Here is a 19,084-nt window from a genome sequence, read left to right on the forward strand (position 1 = left end):
GCGCGCCGCCACTGGCCTGCCCGCGCTCGCCGGCAGCGGCGGCGTCAGCGTGCACGTACCGGTGCCCGCGTATCAGCGCGGCGTCCTGCCCGGCGAGTTCTCCCGCGGCCCGGATGCCGCCCCCGTGCTCGCCGCCGGCCGCGTCCAGCCCGACGTCTCTTTGATGGCCTGGGGCCCCGAGGCGACCGCCTACGCCTGCCTCCTCGACGGCGAGTTCCGGGACGACGCCGGCGGCACCAGCCTGGCTGCCCCGATCTGGGCCGGCATCGTCGCCCGCCTCAACCAGCGCCGCCGCGCCCACGGGCTCGCGCGCCTCGGGCAGGTCCAGCCGCGCCTCTACGCCGCCTGCGCCCGCGACTCCGCCCTGCTGCGCGACATCGTCGACGGTGACACCGACCTCGCGCTGCCGCTGCTCACAGCCGATGGCGAGCGCCGCTGGCAGGTCCTCCCCGGCTTCCGCGCCGCCCCGGGCTTCGACCCCGCCACCGGCCTCGGCGTGCCCGACGTCGCCAGCCTCACCGCGACCCTCGGCAGCTCCGATGATTCTTAATCAAGGACATGTCCCTTACGACATGTCCTTCATCATCAAAGCGACTTGCGCCCGACGCGAGCCCCGCTGCCGCGCGGCGGATCGTCTCGGCCTCGGCGCGCCCGATTTTATAGGAAGCGAACGTCGCGCGATCGATCGCCGCCGCGTCGTCCGGCGCCGCCGCGATCAGCGACGCGCGCACCGGCGCAGGCACCTCGGCCCAGCGAGGCACGCGGATCCGCCGCAGATACTGCGCCTGGAACCGCAAGAAGCCGCCCGCCATCTTGATCCCGTAGTTGGCGACGAACAGCACCGCCAGCGACGAGCGCAGGATCGTCGCCAGCGCCCGCAGGTCCCACGTCGACGACGTCACGTGATAAAGATTGTGGTGTGGATAATAGCGGCCCTCGTCGTACGCCACCGTCGCCTCGCCCTTGATGTCGGGGATCAGCAGCTTGGGCGTGCGCGTCAGCGCCGGCTCGATGCGATCGATCGTCCGGTACCACGCCTCCGGGCTGCGCCGGGCCACGTAGCGCCGCTGCAGCGCCTCGCGGTGCCCCCCCACGTACGCCGCGAACTTCGGATACAGACCCGCCTCGGCCAGCCTCCCGTCGGCCTCGAACGGATTGACGATTCCCCGACCGCGCCACGCGATCGTCCCCTCGCGCAGGTCCGCCGCCATCACCAGCGGCAGCTTGCGCGCCGGCTCCACCGGCAGCGCGGCGAAGTCGGCGATGAACACCCGGTCGGCGCCGGTCGCCACCCCGATCCCCACCCTGCAGCCGGCCTCCTCGAGCGTCACGAACTCGCGCTCGAGGCGGCGGAGCACCTCGAGCTGCTCGGCCCCGTCGAGCAACCACGGGTCCTCGCCGCGGACCGCCTGCGCCACCTCCTCCACGCGCGGGTCGCCGATCGGGCCCTCGCGCGTCATCGCCTGCACCACCGCGGGCAGCTCGCCCTCGATCTGCGGCCTGCGGGCGATCCGCGTCGTCTCGCCCGGCCCGCGCCGGATCACCGTGATCGCCGGATACGCGAACACCTCCGACTGGAACGCGTCCGTGCCCTCCATGTCGATGTAGTGCGACAGGTGATAGTCGCGGGCCACGAGCCCGCGCAGCGGCCCCCCGTAGCGGTTCTTCAGCCAGCGGTTGGCGCAGATGAACGCCAGCCGCCCGCCGTCGCCGAGCAGCTGCAGTCCGCGCTCGAAGAACGGCACGTACAGGTCGGCGCGGTCGTAGATGGTAGAATAGCGCCGGCGATATTCTGCGAGCAGGGCCTCGGGGATCCGCTCCTGCCGCACGTACGGCGGGTTACCGACCACGACGTCGAACGGGCCCGTCAGCGGCGCGAGCAGGAAGTCGTCGCGGGTCAGCCACGCGTCGCACAGCCAGCTCGCGTCGCGCCCGCTCGCCCCCCACCGGCGCAGGCGCGCCAGCAAGCGCTCGCGCGTGCGCGCGAACGACTCCGCGTGGACCTCGACCCCGCGCACCGCCTTACCGAGCCTCCGGGCGTCCTCGGGCCCGATGCCCGCGGACGCGCCAGCGCTCAGCAATCTCTCGACGATCGCCAGCAGAAAATCACCCGCGCCGAACGACGGCTCGAGCACCGACCAATCGTGAAGCGGCCGATCGGCCGTGTAACCTGCCAGGTCCAGCAGCGCCTCGACCACCTCGGGACGCGTGAACACGGCCCCGCGCTCGCTCGCGTCGGCCCCCGCGAGGCGGGACCTGGGCGCGCGGGTCTCGAGCGACGACTGCACGGGCTTGCGAGATCTTAGCGTGTCCTGCCCGCGGGTACTGCGCTCGCGCACCGCAAATCGGCCGGGCACCCGCCGATCGCTCGCGGTCGTCGGGCCTGCGGCTGCCGAGCTGCACGTGGCGAATGACATGCCGGCCAGGGCCGGCTGCACGCCCCACCTGCACCGCCGGCGCGTCGAGCCGCTGCCGCCGACGAGGGCGGACCTCGCCGGCCTCCTCGCCGCGTCCCCGTCCCCGGCCTCGCGCGCGGTCGCTGCCCGCGCCCTTGCTCGCGGTCCTACACTCCCGCGCGAGATGCCGCGGCTGCTCGACTATCCCAGCCAGTGCGCCGAGCTCGAGAAGATGGCCCGCCTCGAGCCGCGTCCGCCCGCGACCGCCGGGCCTGCGCCGCTCGCTGCCCCCTCGTCCGCGCACGCCTGCCTCGTGTGCGGCGCCAGCCCGGCCCGGGCCTGCCTCGGCTGCGACGGCGTCGCTTACTGCGGCGACCCGCACCGCGAGCTCGACCGTCGCTGGCACGGCTTCGTCTGCCCCGCCCTGCGGCGCATCGCCGACGACCTCGCCTTCCTCGCCGAGCACCCGCGCGACCGCCTCGAGGCCGTCTTCCTCGCCCGCGCGCGGCGCAGCGACCTCGTCCCGACTGGCTGGGACGACTGGCTCGGCCCCGAGCTCTCCCCTCCCCTGCGACGCTGCCTGAGCGACCTGGCCACGCGTCCGCTGACCCTCGCCCACGTCCTCACATTGCTCTCAGAACATGTCCTGAAGACCACATCCGAGACGACCTCCGTCCACGTGATCGCCGCCGCCCAGCGCGAGCGCGACGTCTCGCCCGCGCTGTGGCGCGGCCTCGAGCCGCTGTTCCCCGGGCGCCGCTTCGCCATCACCCTCGTCGGCCCCGAGCTGCTCGCGGGCGACCTCGGACCGGCGGTGCGGGCCGTGCAGGGCCTGTACCGGCGCGCGCTGTGGACCGAGCTCGGGCGGCCCGACCTCGTCATCGGCTACGACTGCGGCCTCCTCCTCTATCCCTCGTGGAAGCCGACCATGCACGAGCTGCGCGGCTCGGGCGTCCCGTTTGCGATCACCAGCTATCGCGGGTGGGAGGCCGCCGGCGAGGCACGCGTGCTCAGGGCCATCGGCGCCGAGCCGCTGCTGGCCCCGGCGCCGAACCCGTTCGCCTCGCTCTCGGCCCGGCGCTCGACCACGATCGCCAACGACCTCGCCTGCGACAACGCCTTCCTCAGCGCCTGGCGCTGAGCGCCCTGCCCTGATTCGCGCCCGCCGCGAGATCGGCGCTGCCCTCCCACTATTTGTGGACGATCTCGAACTCGTCGATCACGTCGCCCTTGATATTTTTAAAATATCCCTGGGCCGCGTTGGGGTCGCCGTCGACGAAGAAGCGGAGGAACAGGGCCCCGTGCTCGGCCTCGAAGTTCTCCTCCTCGACCCCGTTCTTGAGCCAGTAATTCTTCGTGTAGACGGAGCCCCACCAGTCCTCGTCGCCGTGGAGGCCCGAGTCCCAGTCGCGGATGCTCTTGCCGCCGAGGCCCGACACCACCGAGAAAGTGCGCCCCGGGCCCACCTCCAACAACTCGGCCATCCCGGTGGCACCATGGGATGCACCCTTGTTACCCACGTCGGTGAGCGTGCGCGTGCGCGCGTACGAGTGCTCGTGGCCCATGGCGATGATCGACCCGTCGTTCTGGCACGACTGCAGCGCCTTCCACGTCAGGTCGTCGGGCTTGTCGCCGGCCTGCAGGTCGCGCTGGTTCTTGTGGAACGTGCAGAGGCTCCACAGGTGGTCGTCGGCCGCCAGCACCTGGGCGATGTGCTTCTCGTGGTCGCCGTCGGAGCCCTTGGTGCCGAGGCCCGACAGCACGAAGTGGAGCCCGCGGTACGTGCAGCTCGACTTGACCCCGAGGTCGCCCTCGCAGCTGGCGCCGGCGATCTTCGCCAGGCGGGCCTTCAGCTTGTCCTGGTAGCCTGACCACGCGTCGGTGTCGTGATTGCCGATCACCCCGAACACCGGGAAGCTGTCGCCGAGCACGCTCTCCATCTCGCTGGCCCACGCGTCGGGGTCGTCGCCGTAGTCGAAGTCGCCGAGGATGATGACGAAGTCGGCCTTCTCGCTCAGCAGCAGCTCGTACACCGCCTTGGTGTCGCTGCCGGTGCCCTGGTCGCCGATCAGCGCCACCAGCAGGTTCTCGTCGGTGGCGTTGTCGGGGGCCGGCTTGCCCTGCCCGCCGGTCGTGCCGTCGCCCGTCGTCCCGCTCGTGCCGCTCGTGCCAGTCGTCGTCGCGTCAGGTCCGGGGTCTGTCGTCGCCGGCGCGTCCTGCGTCGTCGTCGGCACACCGCCGCTCGTGGTCAGGCCCGTTGTTTCGAACGCCCCGCTCAGGTTGCCGGTGGTGGACGCGCCGCCCGTGGTCGGCGCCGGCTCTGCGGCGGTCCCGCCGTCGGTGCTCCCTTGGGCTCCCCGCCGGTCGACCCACTGCTGCTCGTGTCGGCCTCGGTGAGCCCCGTCGACGCCGGCGACGTATAGCCGCTCGTGCCGAGGGTCGCGCTGCTGAATCCGGATTGTTCGGTCCCCGCGCCGCTCGAACAGGCGATGCCCAGACACGCAGGGAGGCCCAGGAGGAAATGACGGGAGTGCATAAGAAAGCAAGCTACTCCAGTTCATCGACGCGGTGTACACATTGATTTCGGCGCCGATACCGCCATTCGCATCCCTGGAGCCAGCAGTCCCGGCCACAGAACGCTGTGTCGCCCCAGATCTGACCGCTTCCTGCACCGGTGCGCAGGGCCAAACATCGCAGCAATCACGGCACAAATTGTGGCATACCGCGCCTGAAACGGCTCGCAGGCGCGCCACTGTCACATCCAACGCGGCACTCCATCCCACTCTCACAGACAGCTCGGATGAGTGACGATTCATCGGCGGTGACAACGCGAATGCGTGAAGTCCGCGACTCACGATGACAGGATCGTGACGCTCGCGATGGACGGCGACGGTGTGACGTGAACACCCGCATCAATCCACATTCATTTTTCATGAGAGGCGCGGATCGTTTCTCGAATTCGTCGACCCCTCACGGGGGCCGTCATCGACCATTGCGGTGGAGCCGGGTCTCCCCTGCCGCGCAGAGACCTGGGCCGCACTCGCTGAAGCGCTCGTCGCCGGCGCATCCGTCTTCTTTGACGCGCCGGTCGCCTCGCGGACGCAGGCCGAGCGCGCGATCACCTGTCCTCGAGGACATCCAGGCCCGTGCACCCGTCGAGGTCGTCGCGGTCGAAGTCGCTAGCGCGATCCAGGCCGACCAGGCGAGGACGCGAGCGCGGCGCATGGGGGTAGGCCTTATGGATCTCCGGTCTCTGACAGATCCGCGCGCGCACCGTCTCGAGTTCGCCCGGGCGCGTGGGCTGAAGCGTCGCCGGCGAGCCCCACGCACCCCGCCGGCGCGCGCGAAGGGCTGCGACAAGCGGCCGCAGCGCGGCCCTGCCGCCGCCTCGGCTACAGTGATCCGCCGGTCCGCTCGCCGCCGGCGTACGTACCGCGAACCCACTCGCCATGAAGACGAACCTCGCGCCCCTGCTCCTCGCCCTGGCCGCCTGCGGGACCACCCATTCCGGCACCGACCACGACTCGCACGACACCAGCGGCGACCACGCGCACAGCTCGACCACCGGCACCACCGACAGCACCGCCGGCACCACCGCGCACGAGCACACCACCGAGCACGAGCACGCCACCGAGCCGACGTCGACCGACCACGAGCACACCTCGACCGCGGCGACGACGGACGGCAGCTCGCCCGCCGCCGATTATTGCGAGTGCATGCTGGTCTATTGCCACGACCAGTATCACGGCACCTGGGGCGAGGAGCACCCGCAATCGGAGAACAACTGCAACGCCGACGCGGCGATGCTGCCGACCGTGGGCATGCCGACGATGTCCGGCAATTCGCTGGAGTGCCGGCTGTATCACTGCGAGCAGGCGGCCGGCGACGAATCGCAGTGCGAGGCCGCCATCGGCGGCGCGCCGTGTGCATGATCCCTGCGAATTCGCCGGCAGAACGGTGAAAACCATCGGTCCGCCGACGGACGTCCGGGCCCGTCTCCGGCCCGTCCGCGGCCGCCTCGGCTAAACTGGACGGATGCGCGCGCTCCTCGTGTCCCTCGCCGTCCTCGCTGCCTGCACCGAACGCGACACTGACGACGGCACCATCGAGCTGTTCTTCCGCCCCACCGTCGCCGGCTCTTACTTCAGCTGCAACGAGGTGTACCCCGAGGCCGTCGCCGACGTGAAGCCGCAGGACTTCCGCGTGTTCGTACACGCCATCCGCCTCGTCACCGCCGACGGCACCGAGCACCCGCTGGAGCTGATCGACGACGGCCAGTTCCAGGCCCGCGGCGTCGCCCTCCTCGACTTCGAGGACGCCAGCGGCGAGTGCCGCCGCGGCACCCCTGCCCTCAACAAGACGATCCGCGGCGTCCTCTCCGAGGCCCACCGCAGCGAGCGCGCCGACTACGTCGGCCTCCGCTTCCGCGTCGGCGTCCCGCCCGAGCTCGACCTCGCCGACCCGGCCGATCTGCCCGCCCCGCTCGGCGAACCCACCCTGCGCTCCGCGGTCACCGGCGCCCACGTCTTCTTCGCCGCGTGGGGCAAGTTCGAGCCCCACTCCGCCGCCGACCCCATCTTCTCCGGCGTCGGCGTCGACCTCGGCGCCGACGGCTGCCTCGGCACGTGCCAGCGCCCCAATCAATTCGACGTCGCCCTCGACGGCTTCGACCTCGAGACGAGCACCATCATCGCCGACTGGCGCAGCGTCTTCGACGGCCTCGACCTGCGCTTCTGCAGCCAGGGCGCCGGCGCGCCGTGCGGCTGCTGGTCGCGCCTCGTCGACCCGCTGTGCCCGCAATTGTTGCCTCGCCTCGGCGTCGACCTGGCCAGCGGCGCCAGCACCGGCGCGCAGGTCGTCTTCCGCGTCGACTGACCGCCGCACATCGAGCCGCACCGTCGCGCGCGGTGCTGCTCGCCCGGGACATCGCAGCGCCCTGTCGCCGCCGATCCGATCGGCGCGCCCGTCGTCATCGATCGGGCGACATGGGGGGAGACCGCGCGGGGGTCGAGCCGCGCGCATTCACGGCGAGAATCCTATTCGTTCGCGGGAGCGAGCGCGAGCAATGGGCGGTCGCCGCGGCGATGAGGTTACCGCCGGGCCTCTGGGCGTCGCGGAGCAGGCCCGCGCGCTCTTGCGGATCTTCGCAGCAATTGGCGAGCTCGACGCGCAATCGGCTATACACGTCCGACTCACCGTCACCGGCGAGGCCGGCGCGGAACGCCGCGACCGCCTCGGCCTCGCGCCCGAGCTGCACGAGCTGCTTGCCGCGCAGCAGATGCAGCAGCGCCAGCCGCGGCGCTGCTGTCAATGCCCCTTCGGACAGGTGGAGCTTCTCCTCGGGCGCCATCGGCCCGTCCTGTAGCGCGTGCGCGACGAGGAAGATCTCGTGCGCGACGGCCCCGGCCGCGAGCTGACCCGCGAGCCAGCGATCGGAGCGGCAGTGGAACCACCCGGGCGCCAGGCCCTCGACTTCCGCGTAGGCGGCCTCCGCTTCGGCGTAGCGTCGCAGGTGGAGCAGGGTGAAGGCGGCCTGGTAACGACAGTGTGGATCGTGGCGATCGGCGGCCGCAGCCCGCTCGAAATGAGCGAGGGCCTCGGCATGTTCGCCCTCGCCGCCGCGAGCCTCGCCCGCTTCGGTGGCCGCGGTCGCGCGGCGCAGGGTGATCCGGTCGCGCTCGAACACGAAGCGGACATGCCCCGTCGCCAGGGATTGCAGCTCGTCGAGCTCGTGCGGCGCGCCGTCGATCACCGCCAGCACGCGGTTGCGCGGCTCCCCTGCGGCGACCCGCGCGGCCCGGCGCAGACGTCGACGCTGCACCGCTGGATCGGCGGCCAGCTCGGCCAGCCTGCGCGCGCACGCGGCCGCGGCCTCGCGCTGCTCGAGCCAGCGATGGGCCTCGAACAGATTGCCGAGGTAGATCTGCACGCCCTCCGCGTCGCCGGCCTGCTCGCACAGCGCCAGCGCCTGCTGCATGTACGGCAGCGCCTGCTCGGCCTCGCCGAGCTCGAAGTGACACTCGCCGATCCGCCCGAGCGTGATCGGCAGCAGCGCCTCGACTCCGCTGCCCTGGAGGCCCTCGACCTCGGGCAGCACGCGCGTCAACAGGTCGCGCGCGGCCGCGAAGTCGAGCGCGCCGATCAGCGCCTCGGCCTGGCGCAGCGCCTCTTGCCAGCGCAGCAACGGATTGTCGCGCGGCGCGCCCATCAGCCGCTGGAACAGCGAGGCGTCGCCCAGCTCTTGCGCGAACACCTGAGCGATCGCCACCAGCGCCTGGACGTGCGACTGCATCGCCGCAGGGTCGGACCGCAGATGCTCCGGGACCTTTTGCCAGGTCGGAAACTGGCTCACGACCGCCTGTCGATGCGCGCGGCAGAGCTTCGCCAGCCGCGACAGGTCGCCGTGCGCCGCGGCGTCGAACAGCTGGAGACGGAGCTGCTCGGGGTCGTCGATGCCGGCGCTGCGCTTGCCGAAGAGGCGGTCGAAAATCCCATGGAGCGGCTCCTCGCCGCCATGATAGCCGAACCGGCCCGCGTTCGCGGCGGCGCGCGGAGGGAGCCGGGACTACGTTCCTCCTCGCGCCGCGCGCGACCGTCACGCCTGCGTATCCGCGAGCGGAGGCACCGTCGTGGGATTGCCGTGGGCATCGAGGGCCACCAGCACGAAGCGCCCGCGCGTCCCGAGCTGGCGATCACCCGTCAGCAGATCTTCAGCGAAGACCTCGACCTCCACGGTGATCGACGTCCGCCCCGTCCCGACCACGCGAGCGATCAGCTCCACCAGTTGCCCCTGGCGGATGGGCACGTGAAAGTCGACGCGCTCGCTGCTGGCGGTCACGACGGTGCGGCGCGCGTAGCGGGACGCCGCCACGAACGCCGCCTTGTCCATCAGCGCCAGCGCCTGCCCGCCGAACAGCGTCCCGTAGTGGTTCGTCTGCTCCGGGAACACCATCTCGACGAGCCGGGCCTCGCGCACGCGGCCCGCCTCGATCCGCTCGTCGTTGTCGTCAGAACGCTGCATCGAGCACCACCTGTCCGGTCACTCCGACCTGGTACGCCGAGACCCGGCGCTCGAAGAAGTTTGCCACCTCTTGCACGTCCTGCAATTCCATGAACGCCAGCGGATTCTTCGCCCCGTAGCGGCGCGTCATCCCCAGCGTCGCCAGCCGCTGGTCGGCGCAGAACTCGAGGTACTGGCGGATGTCGGCGACCGACAGCCCGGCCACCCCGCCGCCGACCAGATCCTCGGCGAACTGCGTCTCGCAGTCGATCGCCTCGGCGATCATCGCCTGCACCTCGGCCTCGAGCGACGCGTCGAACAGCTCCGGCTCCTCGCGGCGGATCGTGCTCACCACTTCGAACGCGAATTTCATGTGCGCGCTCTCGTCGCGGAACACCCAGTTGGTCCCGGCCGCCAGCCCGTGCAGGAGCCCGCGCGAGCGCAGGAAGTACACGTAGGCGAACGCGCCGAAGAAGAACAGGCCCTCGACGCAGGCGGCGAAGCAGATCAGGTTGAGCACGAACTTGCGCCGCTGCGCGCGGTCCTCGAGCCGCTCGGCGCCCTGCAGCGAGTCGAGCCAGCGCATGCAGAACTCGGCCTTGCGGCGGATCGACGGGATCGTCTCGATCGCCGCGAACGCCCGGTGACGCTCGTCAGGGTCGGGCACGTAGGTGTCGAGCAGCGTCAGGTAGAACTGCACGTGCAGCGCCTCTTCGTACAGCTGGCGCGACAGGTACATCCGCGCCTCGGGCGCGTTGATGTGGCGGTACAGGCTCAGCACCACGTTGTTGGCGACGATCGCGTCGCCGGTGGCGAAGAACGCGACCAGCCGCTGCACGAGGTGTCGCTCGGCCGGCGACATGCGCCCGCGCAGGTCGGCGACGTCGGTCGAGAAGTCGACCTCCTCGACCGTCCAGGTGTTCTTGATCGCCGCCCGGTACATCTCGAAGAACACCGGGTACTGCATCGGCCTCAGCGAGAGGCACATGCCGGGGTCGAGCAGGCGGGCGGGGCGGTGGACGTGACTCATTGGCAGGCCTCACAGGATTCGGGGTTCTCGAGCGAGCACGCGACCGCGGCCCGCGGCTCCGCGGTCGACACGGTGGCCTTGGCGATCCGCGTCGCCGGGCGCGAGCGCAAGTAGTAAGTCGTCTTGAGCCCGCGCTTCCACGCGTAGAAGTACATGCTCGACAGCTGGCCGATGCTCGGGCTCTCGATGAACAGGTTCAGCGACTGGCTCTGGTCGATGAACGCCCCGCGCTCGGCCGCCATGTCGACGAGCGAGCGCATCGGCAGCTCCCACGCGGTGCGGTACACCAGCTTGAGCGCCTCCGGCAGCTCCTCGAGCTGCTGCACCGAGCCCTCGGCCAGCTTGAGCCGGTCGCGGTTCGCCTCGGTCCACAGCCCGAGCTGCTTGAGCGTCGCCACCAGGTAGCGGTTGACCTGCAAGAAGTCGCCCGACAGCGTCTCGCGCTTGAACAGGTTCGACACCTGCGGCTCGATGCACTCGTAGCAGCCGGCGATCGCCGCGATCGTGGCCGTCGGCGCGATCGCCACCAGCAGCGAGTTGCGCAGCCCGTGCGCGCGGATGTCCGCCTTGAGCCTGTCCCATCGTTCAGGTTCGCTCGGCGTCACGTGCCACGCGTCGAACTGCAGCTCGCCGCGCGCGACCCGGGTCTCGCCGAAGGTCGGGTGCGCCCCGCGCTCCTGCGCGAGCGCGCACGAGGCCGCGAGGGCATGAAAATACACCTCTTCGGAGATCCGCCGCGACAGCGCCCGCGCGGCCGCGCAGTCGAAGGAGAGCCCGAGCTGGAAGAACACGTCCTGCAGGCCCATGAGCCCGAGCCCGACGGGCCGCCACTGATGGTTCGAGTCGCGCGCCCCCGGCAGCGAGTAGTAGTTGAGGTCGATCACCCGGTCGAGCTGCCGCACCGCCAGCCGCACCGTCCGCGCCAGTTTTTCAAAGTCGACCTCGACCTGTCCGTCTGGACATGTTCGAACATGCCGCGCCAGGTTGATCGAGCCGAGGTTGCACACCGCGACCTCGTCGCCCGCGGTGACCTCGACGATCTCGGTACAAGGTTCGAAAGATGCACCACCCGTCCCTGCGCCCCGGTCTGGTTGCAGGTGGTGTTGCATCGATCTTTAAAGTCATCCAGCCGTTGCCGGTCTGCGCCAGGGTCCGCATCATCCGCGCGTACAGGTCGCGCGCCGGGACCGTCCGCACGGCCAGGCCGGCCGCCTCGTACGCGACGTAGCGGGCCTCGAACGCCTCGCCGTACAGGTCGGGCAGGTCCTTCACGGTCTTGGGGTCGAACAGGCTCCATGCCGCGTCGGCCTCGACCCGGCGCATGAACAGGTCGGGCACCCAGTTGGCGAGGTTGAGGTTGTGCGTGCGGCTGGCCTCGTCGCCGGTGTTGTCGCGCAGCTCGAGGAACGCCTCGATGTCGGCGTGCCACGACTCGAGGTACACGCAGCACGCGCCCTTGCGCTTGCCGCCCTGGTTGACCGCCGCCACCGACGCGTCGAGGGTCTTGAGCCACGGCACGATGCCGCAGGAGATCCCATTGGTCACGGTGATCAGCGAGCCGCGCGAGCGCACGCGGTGGTAGGCCAGGCCGATCCCGCCGGAGAACTTCGACAGCATCGCCACGTCGTGGTAGCGCTGATAGATGTGCGACAGCTGGTCGCGCGGCGAGTCGAGCAGGAAGCAGCTGGCCAATTGTTCATGTCGCGTGCCGGCGTTGAACAGCGTCGGCGAGCTCGGCAGGTACTCGAGCGCCGACAGCAGCGCGTACAGCTCGCGCGCCTCGGCCACCGACTCGGCCAGGGCGCAGGCGATCCGCATGAAGAACTGCTGCGGCGTCTCGATCACCTGCCGCGTCTGCGGGTGGCGCAGCAGGTAGCGGTCGTAGACGGTGCGCAGGCCGAAGTACTCGAACTCGAGGTCGCGCGAGCGATCGATCACCGCGTCGAGCTCGTCCGCGGCCGCGCCGACGAACGCCTGCAGCCGCTCGTGGATGAGGTTCAGCCGCCGACCGAGCGCGACCGACTCGGAGAACGTGCGCACCCCGGAGAGCTCGACCTCGGCCTCGACGTAGGTCGACAGCAGCCGCGCCGCCAGCCGCGAGTACTGCGGCTCCTCGGCGATCAGCGCCGCCGCGGTCTGGATCGACAACGAGTCGAGCTCCTGGGTGGTCGCGCCGTCGTACAGCCCGCTGATCGTCCGCGTCGCCACGCGCACCGCGTCGACCCCGTCGAGGCCGGCGCAGCAGCGGTCGACCGCCTGCACGATCTTGTGGATGTCGACCGGCTCGAGCGCGCCGCTGCGCTTCTTCACCCGCATGCTGGTCTGAAAACCAGAGCGCGTCGGCTCGCCCAGCGTCGTCTCGCTCGTCGTGCTGTCCCTGTCCATCTCGCCCTCCTCGTGTTCGCGCGTGGACCGCGAGGAGGAGCCGGGGCAGAGAATCAGCGCGAGCGAACGCCCTGCACCGACCTCTCGCCCCCGCGGGCGACCGGAAGTCGGCGCGGGACAGGGGCAGAGGCGAGTCGCGGGGTCTCCGCTTCGCATGCACCGCGCCTCCCGCGAGGCTTCCAGGTCGTTCCGGCGGCGGATGTCTCCCGTCGCCGGGCGCAGGCAGGTCTTCGGGCTCACGAGCTGCTCGACGTCGCCGCCGAGTTCCTACTACCCACACTTCCCGGCTTCGCGGCCAGTGCTCCGTGGGGTTCGTTCTCGCTTACCGCTGCGGGGCAGCCCCGGATTCTCACCGGGTTCCCTTTAAACCCGCTGCGTCTTCGCAAACGCAGAGGGTACCAGCGCCGACCGCAATATATGGGGGTGCTCCCAGGGCGTCAACACAAAATGTGGGCGACCTGCGCACTTGCGCAGCTCTCCTCCATGCACTAGCTGTCCCGAAGGACAGGTCTTACGGCGCGCACTCGACCTCGCGGGAGATCCACGCGAGGAAGTCGACGTAGGCCTCGTCGGTCTTGTCGGCGAACTTGTCGTGCCCGCCGTGCATCACCCCGCCGGCGTCCTCCGCCAGCGGCTTCAGCAGGAGCAGGCTCTGCTCCGGCTCGTCGTAGTTCACGAGCCCGCGCTCCAGCACGTTGCGCATCGTCATCAGCGACCCGAGCTCGCACGAGCCGGTGGCGATCCACTTCGGCGCGTCGAAGTCGGTGCTGTCGAAGTGGCACGGGAAGCAGCGGTCGCGCCACGCGTACACCTTGTGGCGAAACAGCGACTCGCGGGTCAGCGGCGAGCAATCGCCAGGGTCGACCCACGCCGGCGCCGCCTCGTCCTCCTCGCAGTTCTCGCCGCTCGGCTCGCCGCACGGCGAATCCCCCGACCAGCACAGCCCACATTGCGCGGTCGCCTCGATCCACGCCAGGAACGCCTGGTACTCCTCGTCGATCACCGACTGGTCGATGAGCGGGCTCGCCGGGTCGGCGCGGGAGATCCACCCGAGCACCACGCTGGCCTCCGGCGCGCTCAGGTCGACCAGCCCCTTCGACTCGAGGCATGCCATCGTCTGACACGGCGTGTCCTGCACGAACATCTCCATGTCGACGCCCGACAGGTGACAGGTGTTGCACGTCTTCGGCCGGTCGGTCGCCAGCAACGGCGCGATCCTCTTTTCAAACAGATCGTCGGGACCACCGGCGCAGTCGATCGGCGCGCCGGTGCTCGTCGAGCTCGCGGCGCCGCTGCTGCTGCTCGCGTCGGTGCTCGCGGGCACGACCCCGCCGCAGGCGGTCAGGAGCAGGGCAGCGGCGAGGGCGACGCGCACGCCTCACCGTACCGGAGTTCCCGGCCTCGCGCACGCGATCGCGGGGTCGTCACCTGCGCGCGGCCGCCCGCGTCACTCGCTGCGCGCGGCCTGCTCGAGCTCGGCGACGGCGATCTCGCGCATCCGGTACTTCTGGATCTTCCCGGTCACGGTCATCGGGAAGCCTTCGACGAATTTCCAGAACACCGGCGCCTTGAAGCGCGCCAACCTGGCCAGGCAGAACTGCCGCAGCTCGTCGGCGGTGACGCTGGCCCCGACGCGCAGCTTGACCCACGCCATCACCTCCTCGCCGTAGCGCGGGCTCGGCACCCCGATCACCTGCGCCTCGCTGACGTGCGGGTGCGTGTGCAGCAGCTCCTCGACCTCGCGCGGGTAGATGTTCTCGCCGCCGCGGATGATGAGGTCCTTGATCCGCCCGACGATGCTGACGTAGCCCGCGTCGTCGATCACCGCCAGGTCGCCGGTGTGCATCCAGCGGGCCTCGTCGATCGCTGCGCGCGTGGCGGCCGCGTCGTTCCAGTAGCCGAGCATCACGCTGTAGCCGCGGGTGCACAGCTCGCCGCGCACGCCCCGCGGCACGACCGCCCCCGTCTCCGGGTCGACGATCTTCACCTCGAGGTGCGGGTGGACCCGCCCCACCGTGGTCACGCGTTGTTCGAACGGGTCGTCGCAGGCGCTCTGGGTCGACACCGGCGACGTCTCGGTCATGCCGTAGCAGATCGTCACCTCGTGCATGTGCATGCGCGACTGCACCTGCTTCATCGTCTCGATCGGGCACGGCGAGCCGGCCATCACCCCGGTGCGCAGCGTGCTCAGGTCGAACTCGGCGAACCGCGGGTGCTCGAGCTCGGCGATGAACATCGTCGGCACGCCGTACAGCGAGGTGCACCCCTCCTCCTGCACCGCCTCGAGCGTGGCCGCCGGGTCGAACACCTCGCCGGGGATCACCATGCACGCCCCGTGGCTCGTGCACGCCAGGTTGCCGATCACCATGCCGAAGCAGTGATAGAACGGCACCGGGATGCACACCCGGTCGCGCTCGCCGTAGCGCAGCGTCTCGCCGATGTAAAACCCGTTGTTGAGGATGTTGTGGTGCGACAGCGTCGCCCCCTTGGGCGCGCCGGTGGTGCCGCTGGTGTATTGAATGTTGACCGGGTCGTCGAATTGCAGCGTCGCCTCGCGCGCCGCCAGCTCGTCCTCCGAGACCGCCGACCCGCCGGCCAGCAGCGCGTCCCAGCCGTCCTCGAACACGATCGTCAGGCGCAGCGCCGGGCAGCCCGGCATCACCTCGGCGACCATCGCCGCGTAGTCCGAACCGCGGTGCCGCCGCGCCAGCAGCAGCACCGACACGCCCGACTGGCGCAGCGCGTACTGCAGCTCGTCGACTCGATACGCCGGGTTGATGTTGACGAGGATCGCCCCGACCCGCGCCGCCGCGTACTGCGAGATCACCCACTCGGCCCGGTTGGGCGACCAGATCCCGACCCTGTCGCCGCGCTGCACCCCCAGCGCCATCAGCCCGCGCGCGGCCTGCCCGGTCCACGCCCACAGCTGCGAGTACGTCGCGCGGAAGCCCTGCGAGCGGACCACCAGCGCGTCGGCGTCGGGCACCCGCAGCACCGTGCGCCGCAGGTTGTCGCCGATCGTCTCGCCCAGCAGCGGCGTCGCGCTGGTGCCGTGCACGTACGACAGCTTCGGCGTCGTCATCGCCGCGTCACGCCGCCGGGGTGAACTGGATCGCCCCCTGCGGCAGCAGGTAGAGCACGAACGCTCGCCCGCCCGCGACCGTCGGCGTGTGCGCGCTGCCCGGCGGATACACGCACCAGCCCGCGCCGTGGCCGTCGAACTTCGCCTCGCCCGCGAGCGGCATCACCATGTCGATCTCGCCCTGCGGATGCACGTGATGCCCGCCGGCGATCTCGTCCATGTCGACCACGTCGACCGAGAAGCCGTGCGTCGCCGGCCCGGCCTTGATCACGCGCCCGTACTTGATGCCCGCGTGCTCGCGGCTGCACATCCACCCGGCCGCCACCGCCTCGCGGCAGGCCTGCGCGATCGCGGCGAATTCGGGCCCGTCGGCTGGGATCTCGCGGTTGAGCCACTCGGCCAGATCGGCGTCGAGCGGGCGTCCTGCGACCTTCGCGGTGAGGTCGACCATCAGGGCTTCGAAGCGCGGCAGATCCATGATCGTCGGCCGACGCTAGGCCGTTTCACGCGCGCCCGCAACCCCTCACTTCGCGGTCCACGGCGGCAGCGCCGCGAGCGGGATCCGCCGCAGCACGCCGGGCTCTCCGCCCATCTCGCCGGACCCGATCCGCACCGCCACCTCGTCGCTCGTGATCCACAACACCCGCTCGACCATCCGACCGACCGGCGCACGCAGGGCCCGCTGCTCTTCCGGCTCGAGCCGCACGATCATCACTCCGTCCGCGCGCTCTCGCATGGGAATCGCCACCACCCCGTCGCCGAACTCCGGCTCCCTCATCGTCTTCAGCGGCAGCGGCAGCACCTGGCGCGCGTTCGCCAGCGCCGGTCCGTCGACCACGTCCGCGGTCCACAGCGCGATCGCTTTATAAAAATTGTTGTTGTCGCGCCCGCGACCTTCGAGCCACACCGCGCGCGCCCCGTCGATCATCACCGGGCTCGTGCCTGCGACCTGCCCGCTGCGCAGCGAGTGCGCCCGCTCGCCGAGCCGCGCCGCCATCGGCCGCTCGGGGATCCCCTCCAGCGAGAACACCACCGCATCGCCGTGCCCGCTCGCGCAGCACTCCCAGCCGCCGCGCGAGCCCGGCACCTCCTGCCACCGCCTGGCCTCCGCGTCGTACCAGCGCAGCGGCCCCCCGTTCTGCTCGACCACCACGTGCCCGCCGACCGACAGCACCGACTCGCCGATGAAGTCACGGAACTGCTTGCGCGGCAGCACCGCGGCCACCTCGCGCCAGGCCGCGTCCTCGCCCAGCGGCCCGCGCAGGTACGCGCGCGAGGCGTAGCCGCCGGCGTTGTCGAACACCACCTCGATCACCGCGCCGTCGTCCGAAAGACCGACCTGTCCCAAAGAACATTGAACGTCGCGCGGCCCCTCGACCGCGAAGAACGGCAGGCCGTCGCGCGGCGCCAGCAGGTAGCGCGAGCGCGGCCCCGACAGCGAGCGGAGCGTCGCGAGCGTCACCTGCCCGCCGCGCGACGACCCCACCACGTCGACGTCGGGCGCCAGCGCCTCTGCGGTTTGCGTCGGCGCCTCGAGGCAGCCCTCCGGCCCGTCCTTGCACTGCGTCCATACCAGCGGCGGGCCCAGGGCCGCCGGTGTGTCGGCGATCTGCAGTTCGCAGCCGGGCGTGACCGTCAGCGTCGTCCACGTCGTGCTCGCCGGCGGCGACTTCGGCGGCAACGGCTCACGCGGCTCCTGCTTCGGCGGCAGCGGCTCCCGCGGCGCCGCGGGCTCCGGCGGCCCCTCCGCGGCAGGATCCGCGACCGCGACCTTCGGCGACGGCGGCGGCGCGTGAGGGCTGCAGGCCAGCGTCGTCATCACCAGAGTGAGCGTGGAGCGTCGCATCCTCGCGACCATAACACGCCGGTTCTGCCGCTCGGTCCGGCTCGAACTCGCACGATTCGCGATCGGTCCGCGCTCGTCGCGCGCCTCCGTTTCGGCGCACCGCGTGCTAACCGAAGATCATGCCGACCCTCCATTCGTGCGGCGTCCTCCTGGCTTTGTTCGGCGGCCTCGTCCTCGCCGGTTGTCGACCCGGAAGCGGCGACAGCGAGACCGCGACCGGCGGCGAGACCGGGACCGGCACCACCGCCGGCGAGACCGAGGCCCCCAGCCCCTTGCCGGCGACGGAGGTCGGCCCGCGCGAGGGCCCGTGGGAGGTCGTCGTCGACGCCTTGCCGTTCCCGCTCGCCGACATCCGCACGCTCACCGTCGGCCGCAAGGAGCTCGACCGCAACTTCGCCAACCGCGGCCAGGTCGAGGTCCTCTTCGATCACGACGAGGAGACCATCACCATCGAGACTCGCAAGTACGTGTTCGGCGACGCGGTCGAGGCCGACGCCCTGGAGCGCCTGTCGCTGTGGGCATTCGTCTCCTCCCCCAAGCCGGTGCCGCACCCGCCGAAAGCCGAAGATTGCACCGACGGCGCGTGGAAGGACAATTGTGCGATCTACGCCTATTACGACGGCCAGTCGCAGCCGCTCCGCACCGGCATGGACTTCCGCGTCCACCTGCCGAGGGGTTACCGCGGCGAGCTGTTCATCACCACCGAGGACAACACCGCCGAGGACTCGTGGCCGCGGCGCAGCGACGTCACCGTCCTCGATCTGTGCAGCGGCGGTGAGATCGACCTCGAGGCCGGGCGGGCCAAGGTCCGCATGTGTCGCGACCTCTCGCCGGCCCCTGCCTGTCCGCCGGACGACGTCGCCGCCTGCGCGGGCTTCCCCGACGGCAGCGGCCGCGAGGCCTGGTCCCCCGAATGTCCGTGCGGCATCGACAACTTCGGCCAGCTCGTGATCCGCGCCGCGGAGCCGTGGGCCGCCGACATCACCCTCGACGTGCCGGCCGACGTGTGGTTGAACGCCACCCTGCAGAACGTCGCGCCCATGAAGCAGCCGCAGTGTCTGCCGCAGCTCGGCGATTGCGAGGCCCCGCGCTGCATCCTCGACGACACCGACCCGTTCTCGCCCACCGCCGAATTCAACTACCCGAGCGACGCCGCGCCGCACGGCGCCGGCTTCAACTTCTACGCGGTGAGCGGCGGCTGTACCCTCATTCCGTTCGCCGACCCCGGCGCGCCGTGGAGCCCCGGTCAGACGCCGCAGGAGGAGCTGCGCGGCAAGGTCCAGCTGTGCAGCGGCTGCCTGTGACGCTCGTTTTGCCCTGGTCGTCGCCGGCGAATCGTGGTATT

Annotated in this window: 14 protein-coding genes, 1 pseudogene and 1 riboswitch; of the genes and pseudogenes, 5 read left to right on the forward strand and 10 right to left on the reverse strand. The window is 70.9% G+C overall.

All coding sequences use genetic code 11. The features are described from left to right. Positions 1-61: 61 nt before the first annotated feature. Positions 62-550: a S8/S53 family peptidase gene (locus OV079_RS35715; RefSeq protein ID WP_267773923.1), complete on the forward strand. Its 489-nt coding sequence runs from the start codon at positions 62-64 to the stop codon at positions 548-550. On the opposite strand, the gene OV079_RS35720 is transcribed toward OV079_RS35715, so the two are convergent. After that, positions 516-2,288, reverse strand: a complete 1,773-nt coding sequence (locus OV079_RS35720; RefSeq protein WP_267773925.1) for an Eco57I restriction-modification methylase domain-containing protein — start codon at positions 2,286-2,288, stop codon at positions 516-518. The genes OV079_RS35715 and OV079_RS35720 overlap by 35 nt on opposite strands. A 292-nt stretch (positions 2,289-2,580) precedes the next feature. Here OV079_RS35720 and OV079_RS35725 point away from each other — a divergent pair, with 292 nt between their 5' ends. Next, positions 2,581-3,537: an MSS51 C-terminal domain-containing protein gene (locus OV079_RS35725; protein WP_267773926.1), complete on the forward strand. Its 957-nt coding sequence runs from the start codon at positions 2,581-2,583 to the stop codon at positions 3,535-3,537. Between the two features lie 49 nt (positions 3,538-3,586). Here the strand turns inward: OV079_RS35725 and OV079_RS35730 are convergent, their stop codons facing one another. Next, positions 3,587-4,630: a metallophosphoesterase gene (locus OV079_RS35730; RefSeq protein ID WP_267773929.1), complete on the reverse strand. Its 1,044-nt coding sequence runs from the start codon at positions 4,628-4,630 to the stop codon at positions 3,587-3,589. A 1,215-nt stretch (positions 4,631-5,845) separates the two neighbouring features. Between OV079_RS35730 and OV079_RS35735 the strand changes: the two genes are divergently transcribed. Both OV079_RS35735 and OV079_RS35740 read left to right on the forward strand, forming a co-directional pair. Then, the gene (locus tag OV079_RS35735) at positions 5,846-6,328 is read left to right on the forward strand and encodes a hypothetical protein (protein WP_267773931.1); all 483 of its coding nucleotides are present in this window, start codon (positions 5,846-5,848) and stop codon (positions 6,326-6,328) included. A 103-nt stretch (positions 6,329-6,431) separates the two neighbouring features. Continuing rightward, entirely contained in the window at positions 6,432-7,271 is an 840-nt protein-coding gene (locus OV079_RS35740; RefSeq protein WP_267773933.1) for an MbnP family protein, read from the forward strand. 94 nt (positions 7,272-7,365) lie between these two features. Here the strand turns inward: OV079_RS35740 and OV079_RS35745 are convergent, their stop codons facing one another. The 8 genes and pseudogenes from OV079_RS35745 to OV079_RS35780 form a co-directional block, all read right to left on the reverse strand. Beyond that, the gene (locus tag OV079_RS35745) at positions 7,366-8,688 is read right to left on the reverse strand and encodes a tetratricopeptide repeat protein (RefSeq protein ID WP_267773934.1); all 1,323 of its coding nucleotides are present in this window, start codon (positions 8,686-8,688) and stop codon (positions 7,366-7,368) included. 303 nt (positions 8,689-8,991) lie between these two features. Next, positions 8,992-9,417 (reverse strand): acyl-CoA thioesterase, encoded by a 426-nt coding sequence (locus OV079_RS35750; protein ID WP_267773935.1) that lies wholly within the window; start codon positions 9,415-9,417, stop codon positions 8,992-8,994. After that, on the reverse strand, positions 9,404-10,426 hold the full coding sequence (locus OV079_RS35755; protein ID WP_267773936.1) for a ribonucleotide-diphosphate reductase subunit beta: 1,023 nt from the start codon (positions 10,424-10,426) through the stop codon (positions 9,404-9,406). The genes OV079_RS35750 and OV079_RS35755 overlap by 14 nt, the downstream gene beginning before the upstream one ends. Then, positions 10,423-12,742 (reverse strand): annotated as a pseudogene (locus OV079_RS59175) (ribonucleoside-diphosphate reductase subunit alpha). Before OV079_RS59175 ends, OV079_RS35755 begins: the two are co-directional and overlap by 4 nt. A gap of 273 nt (positions 12,743-13,015) precedes the next feature. Then, positions 13,016-13,229, reverse strand: a riboswitch (cobalamin riboswitch). Between the two features lie 93 nt (positions 13,230-13,322). Beyond that, complete coding sequence (locus OV079_RS35765) at positions 13,323-14,186, reverse strand: hypothetical protein (protein WP_267773938.1); 864 nt, start codon at positions 14,184-14,186, stop codon at positions 13,323-13,325. A 72-nt stretch (positions 14,187-14,258) separates the two neighbouring features. After that, positions 14,259-15,893 (reverse strand): AMP-binding protein, encoded by a 1,635-nt coding sequence (locus tag OV079_RS35770; RefSeq protein WP_267773940.1) that lies wholly within the window; start codon positions 15,891-15,893, stop codon positions 14,259-14,261. A gap of 7 nt (positions 15,894-15,900) precedes the next feature. Then, the gene (locus tag OV079_RS35775) at positions 15,901-16,371 is read right to left on the reverse strand and encodes a 4-hydroxylaminobenzoate lyase (protein ID WP_267773941.1); all 471 of its coding nucleotides are present in this window, start codon (positions 16,369-16,371) and stop codon (positions 15,901-15,903) included. Between the two features lie 45 nt (positions 16,372-16,416). Then, on the reverse strand, positions 16,417-17,739 hold the full coding sequence (locus OV079_RS35780) for a hypothetical protein (protein ID WP_267773942.1): 1,323 nt from the start codon (positions 17,737-17,739) through the stop codon (positions 16,417-16,419). Positions 17,740-17,858: 119 nt separating this feature from the next. Here OV079_RS35780 and OV079_RS35785 point away from each other — a divergent pair, with 119 nt between their 5' ends. Further along, positions 17,859-19,043 (forward strand): hypothetical protein, encoded by a 1,185-nt coding sequence (locus OV079_RS35785; RefSeq protein WP_267773944.1) that lies wholly within the window; start codon positions 17,859-17,861, stop codon positions 19,041-19,043. Positions 19,044-19,084 lie beyond the last annotated feature (41 nt).

Source organism: Nannocystis pusilla, assembly GCF_026626665.1.
Classification (GTDB): domain Bacteria; phylum Myxococcota_A; class Polyangia; order Nannocystales; family Nannocystaceae; genus Nannocystis; species Nannocystis pusilla.

Coding starts and splice junctions, on each gene's coding strand:
- OV079_RS35725 (WP_267773926.1), top strand. CDS start 2,581: ATGCCGCGGCTGCTCGACTATCCCAGCCAGTGCGCCGAGCTCGAGAAG.
- OV079_RS35735 (WP_267773931.1), top strand. CDS start 5,846: ATGAAGACGAACCTCGCGCCCCTGCTCCTCGCCCTGGCCGCCTGCGGG.
- OV079_RS35740 (WP_267773933.1), top strand. CDS start 6,432: ATGCGCGCGCTCCTCGTGTCCCTCGCCGTCCTCGCTGCCTGCACCGAA.
- OV079_RS35745 (WP_267773934.1), bottom strand. CDS start 8,688: ATGCAGTCGCACGTCCAGGCGCTGGTGGCGATCGCTCAGGTGTTCGCG.
- OV079_RS35750 (WP_267773935.1), bottom strand. CDS start 9,417: ATGCAGCGTTCTGACGACAACGACGAGCGGATCGAGGCGGGCCGCGTG.
- OV079_RS35755 (WP_267773936.1), bottom strand. CDS start 10,426: ATGAGTCACGTCCACCGCCCCGCCCGCCTGCTCGACCCCGGCATGTGC.
- OV079_RS35770 (WP_267773940.1), bottom strand. CDS start 15,893: ATGACGACGCCGAAGCTGTCGTACGTGCACGGCACCAGCGCGACGCCG.
- OV079_RS35775 (WP_267773941.1), bottom strand. CDS start 16,371: ATGGATCTGCCGCGCTTCGAAGCCCTGATGGTCGACCTCACCGCGAAG.
- OV079_RS35780 (WP_267773942.1), bottom strand. CDS start 17,739: ATGCGACGCTCCACGCTCACTCTGGTGATGACGACGCTGGCCTGCAGC.
- OV079_RS35785 (WP_267773944.1), top strand. CDS start 17,859: ATGCCGACCCTCCATTCGTGCGGCGTCCTCCTGGCTTTGTTCGGCGGC.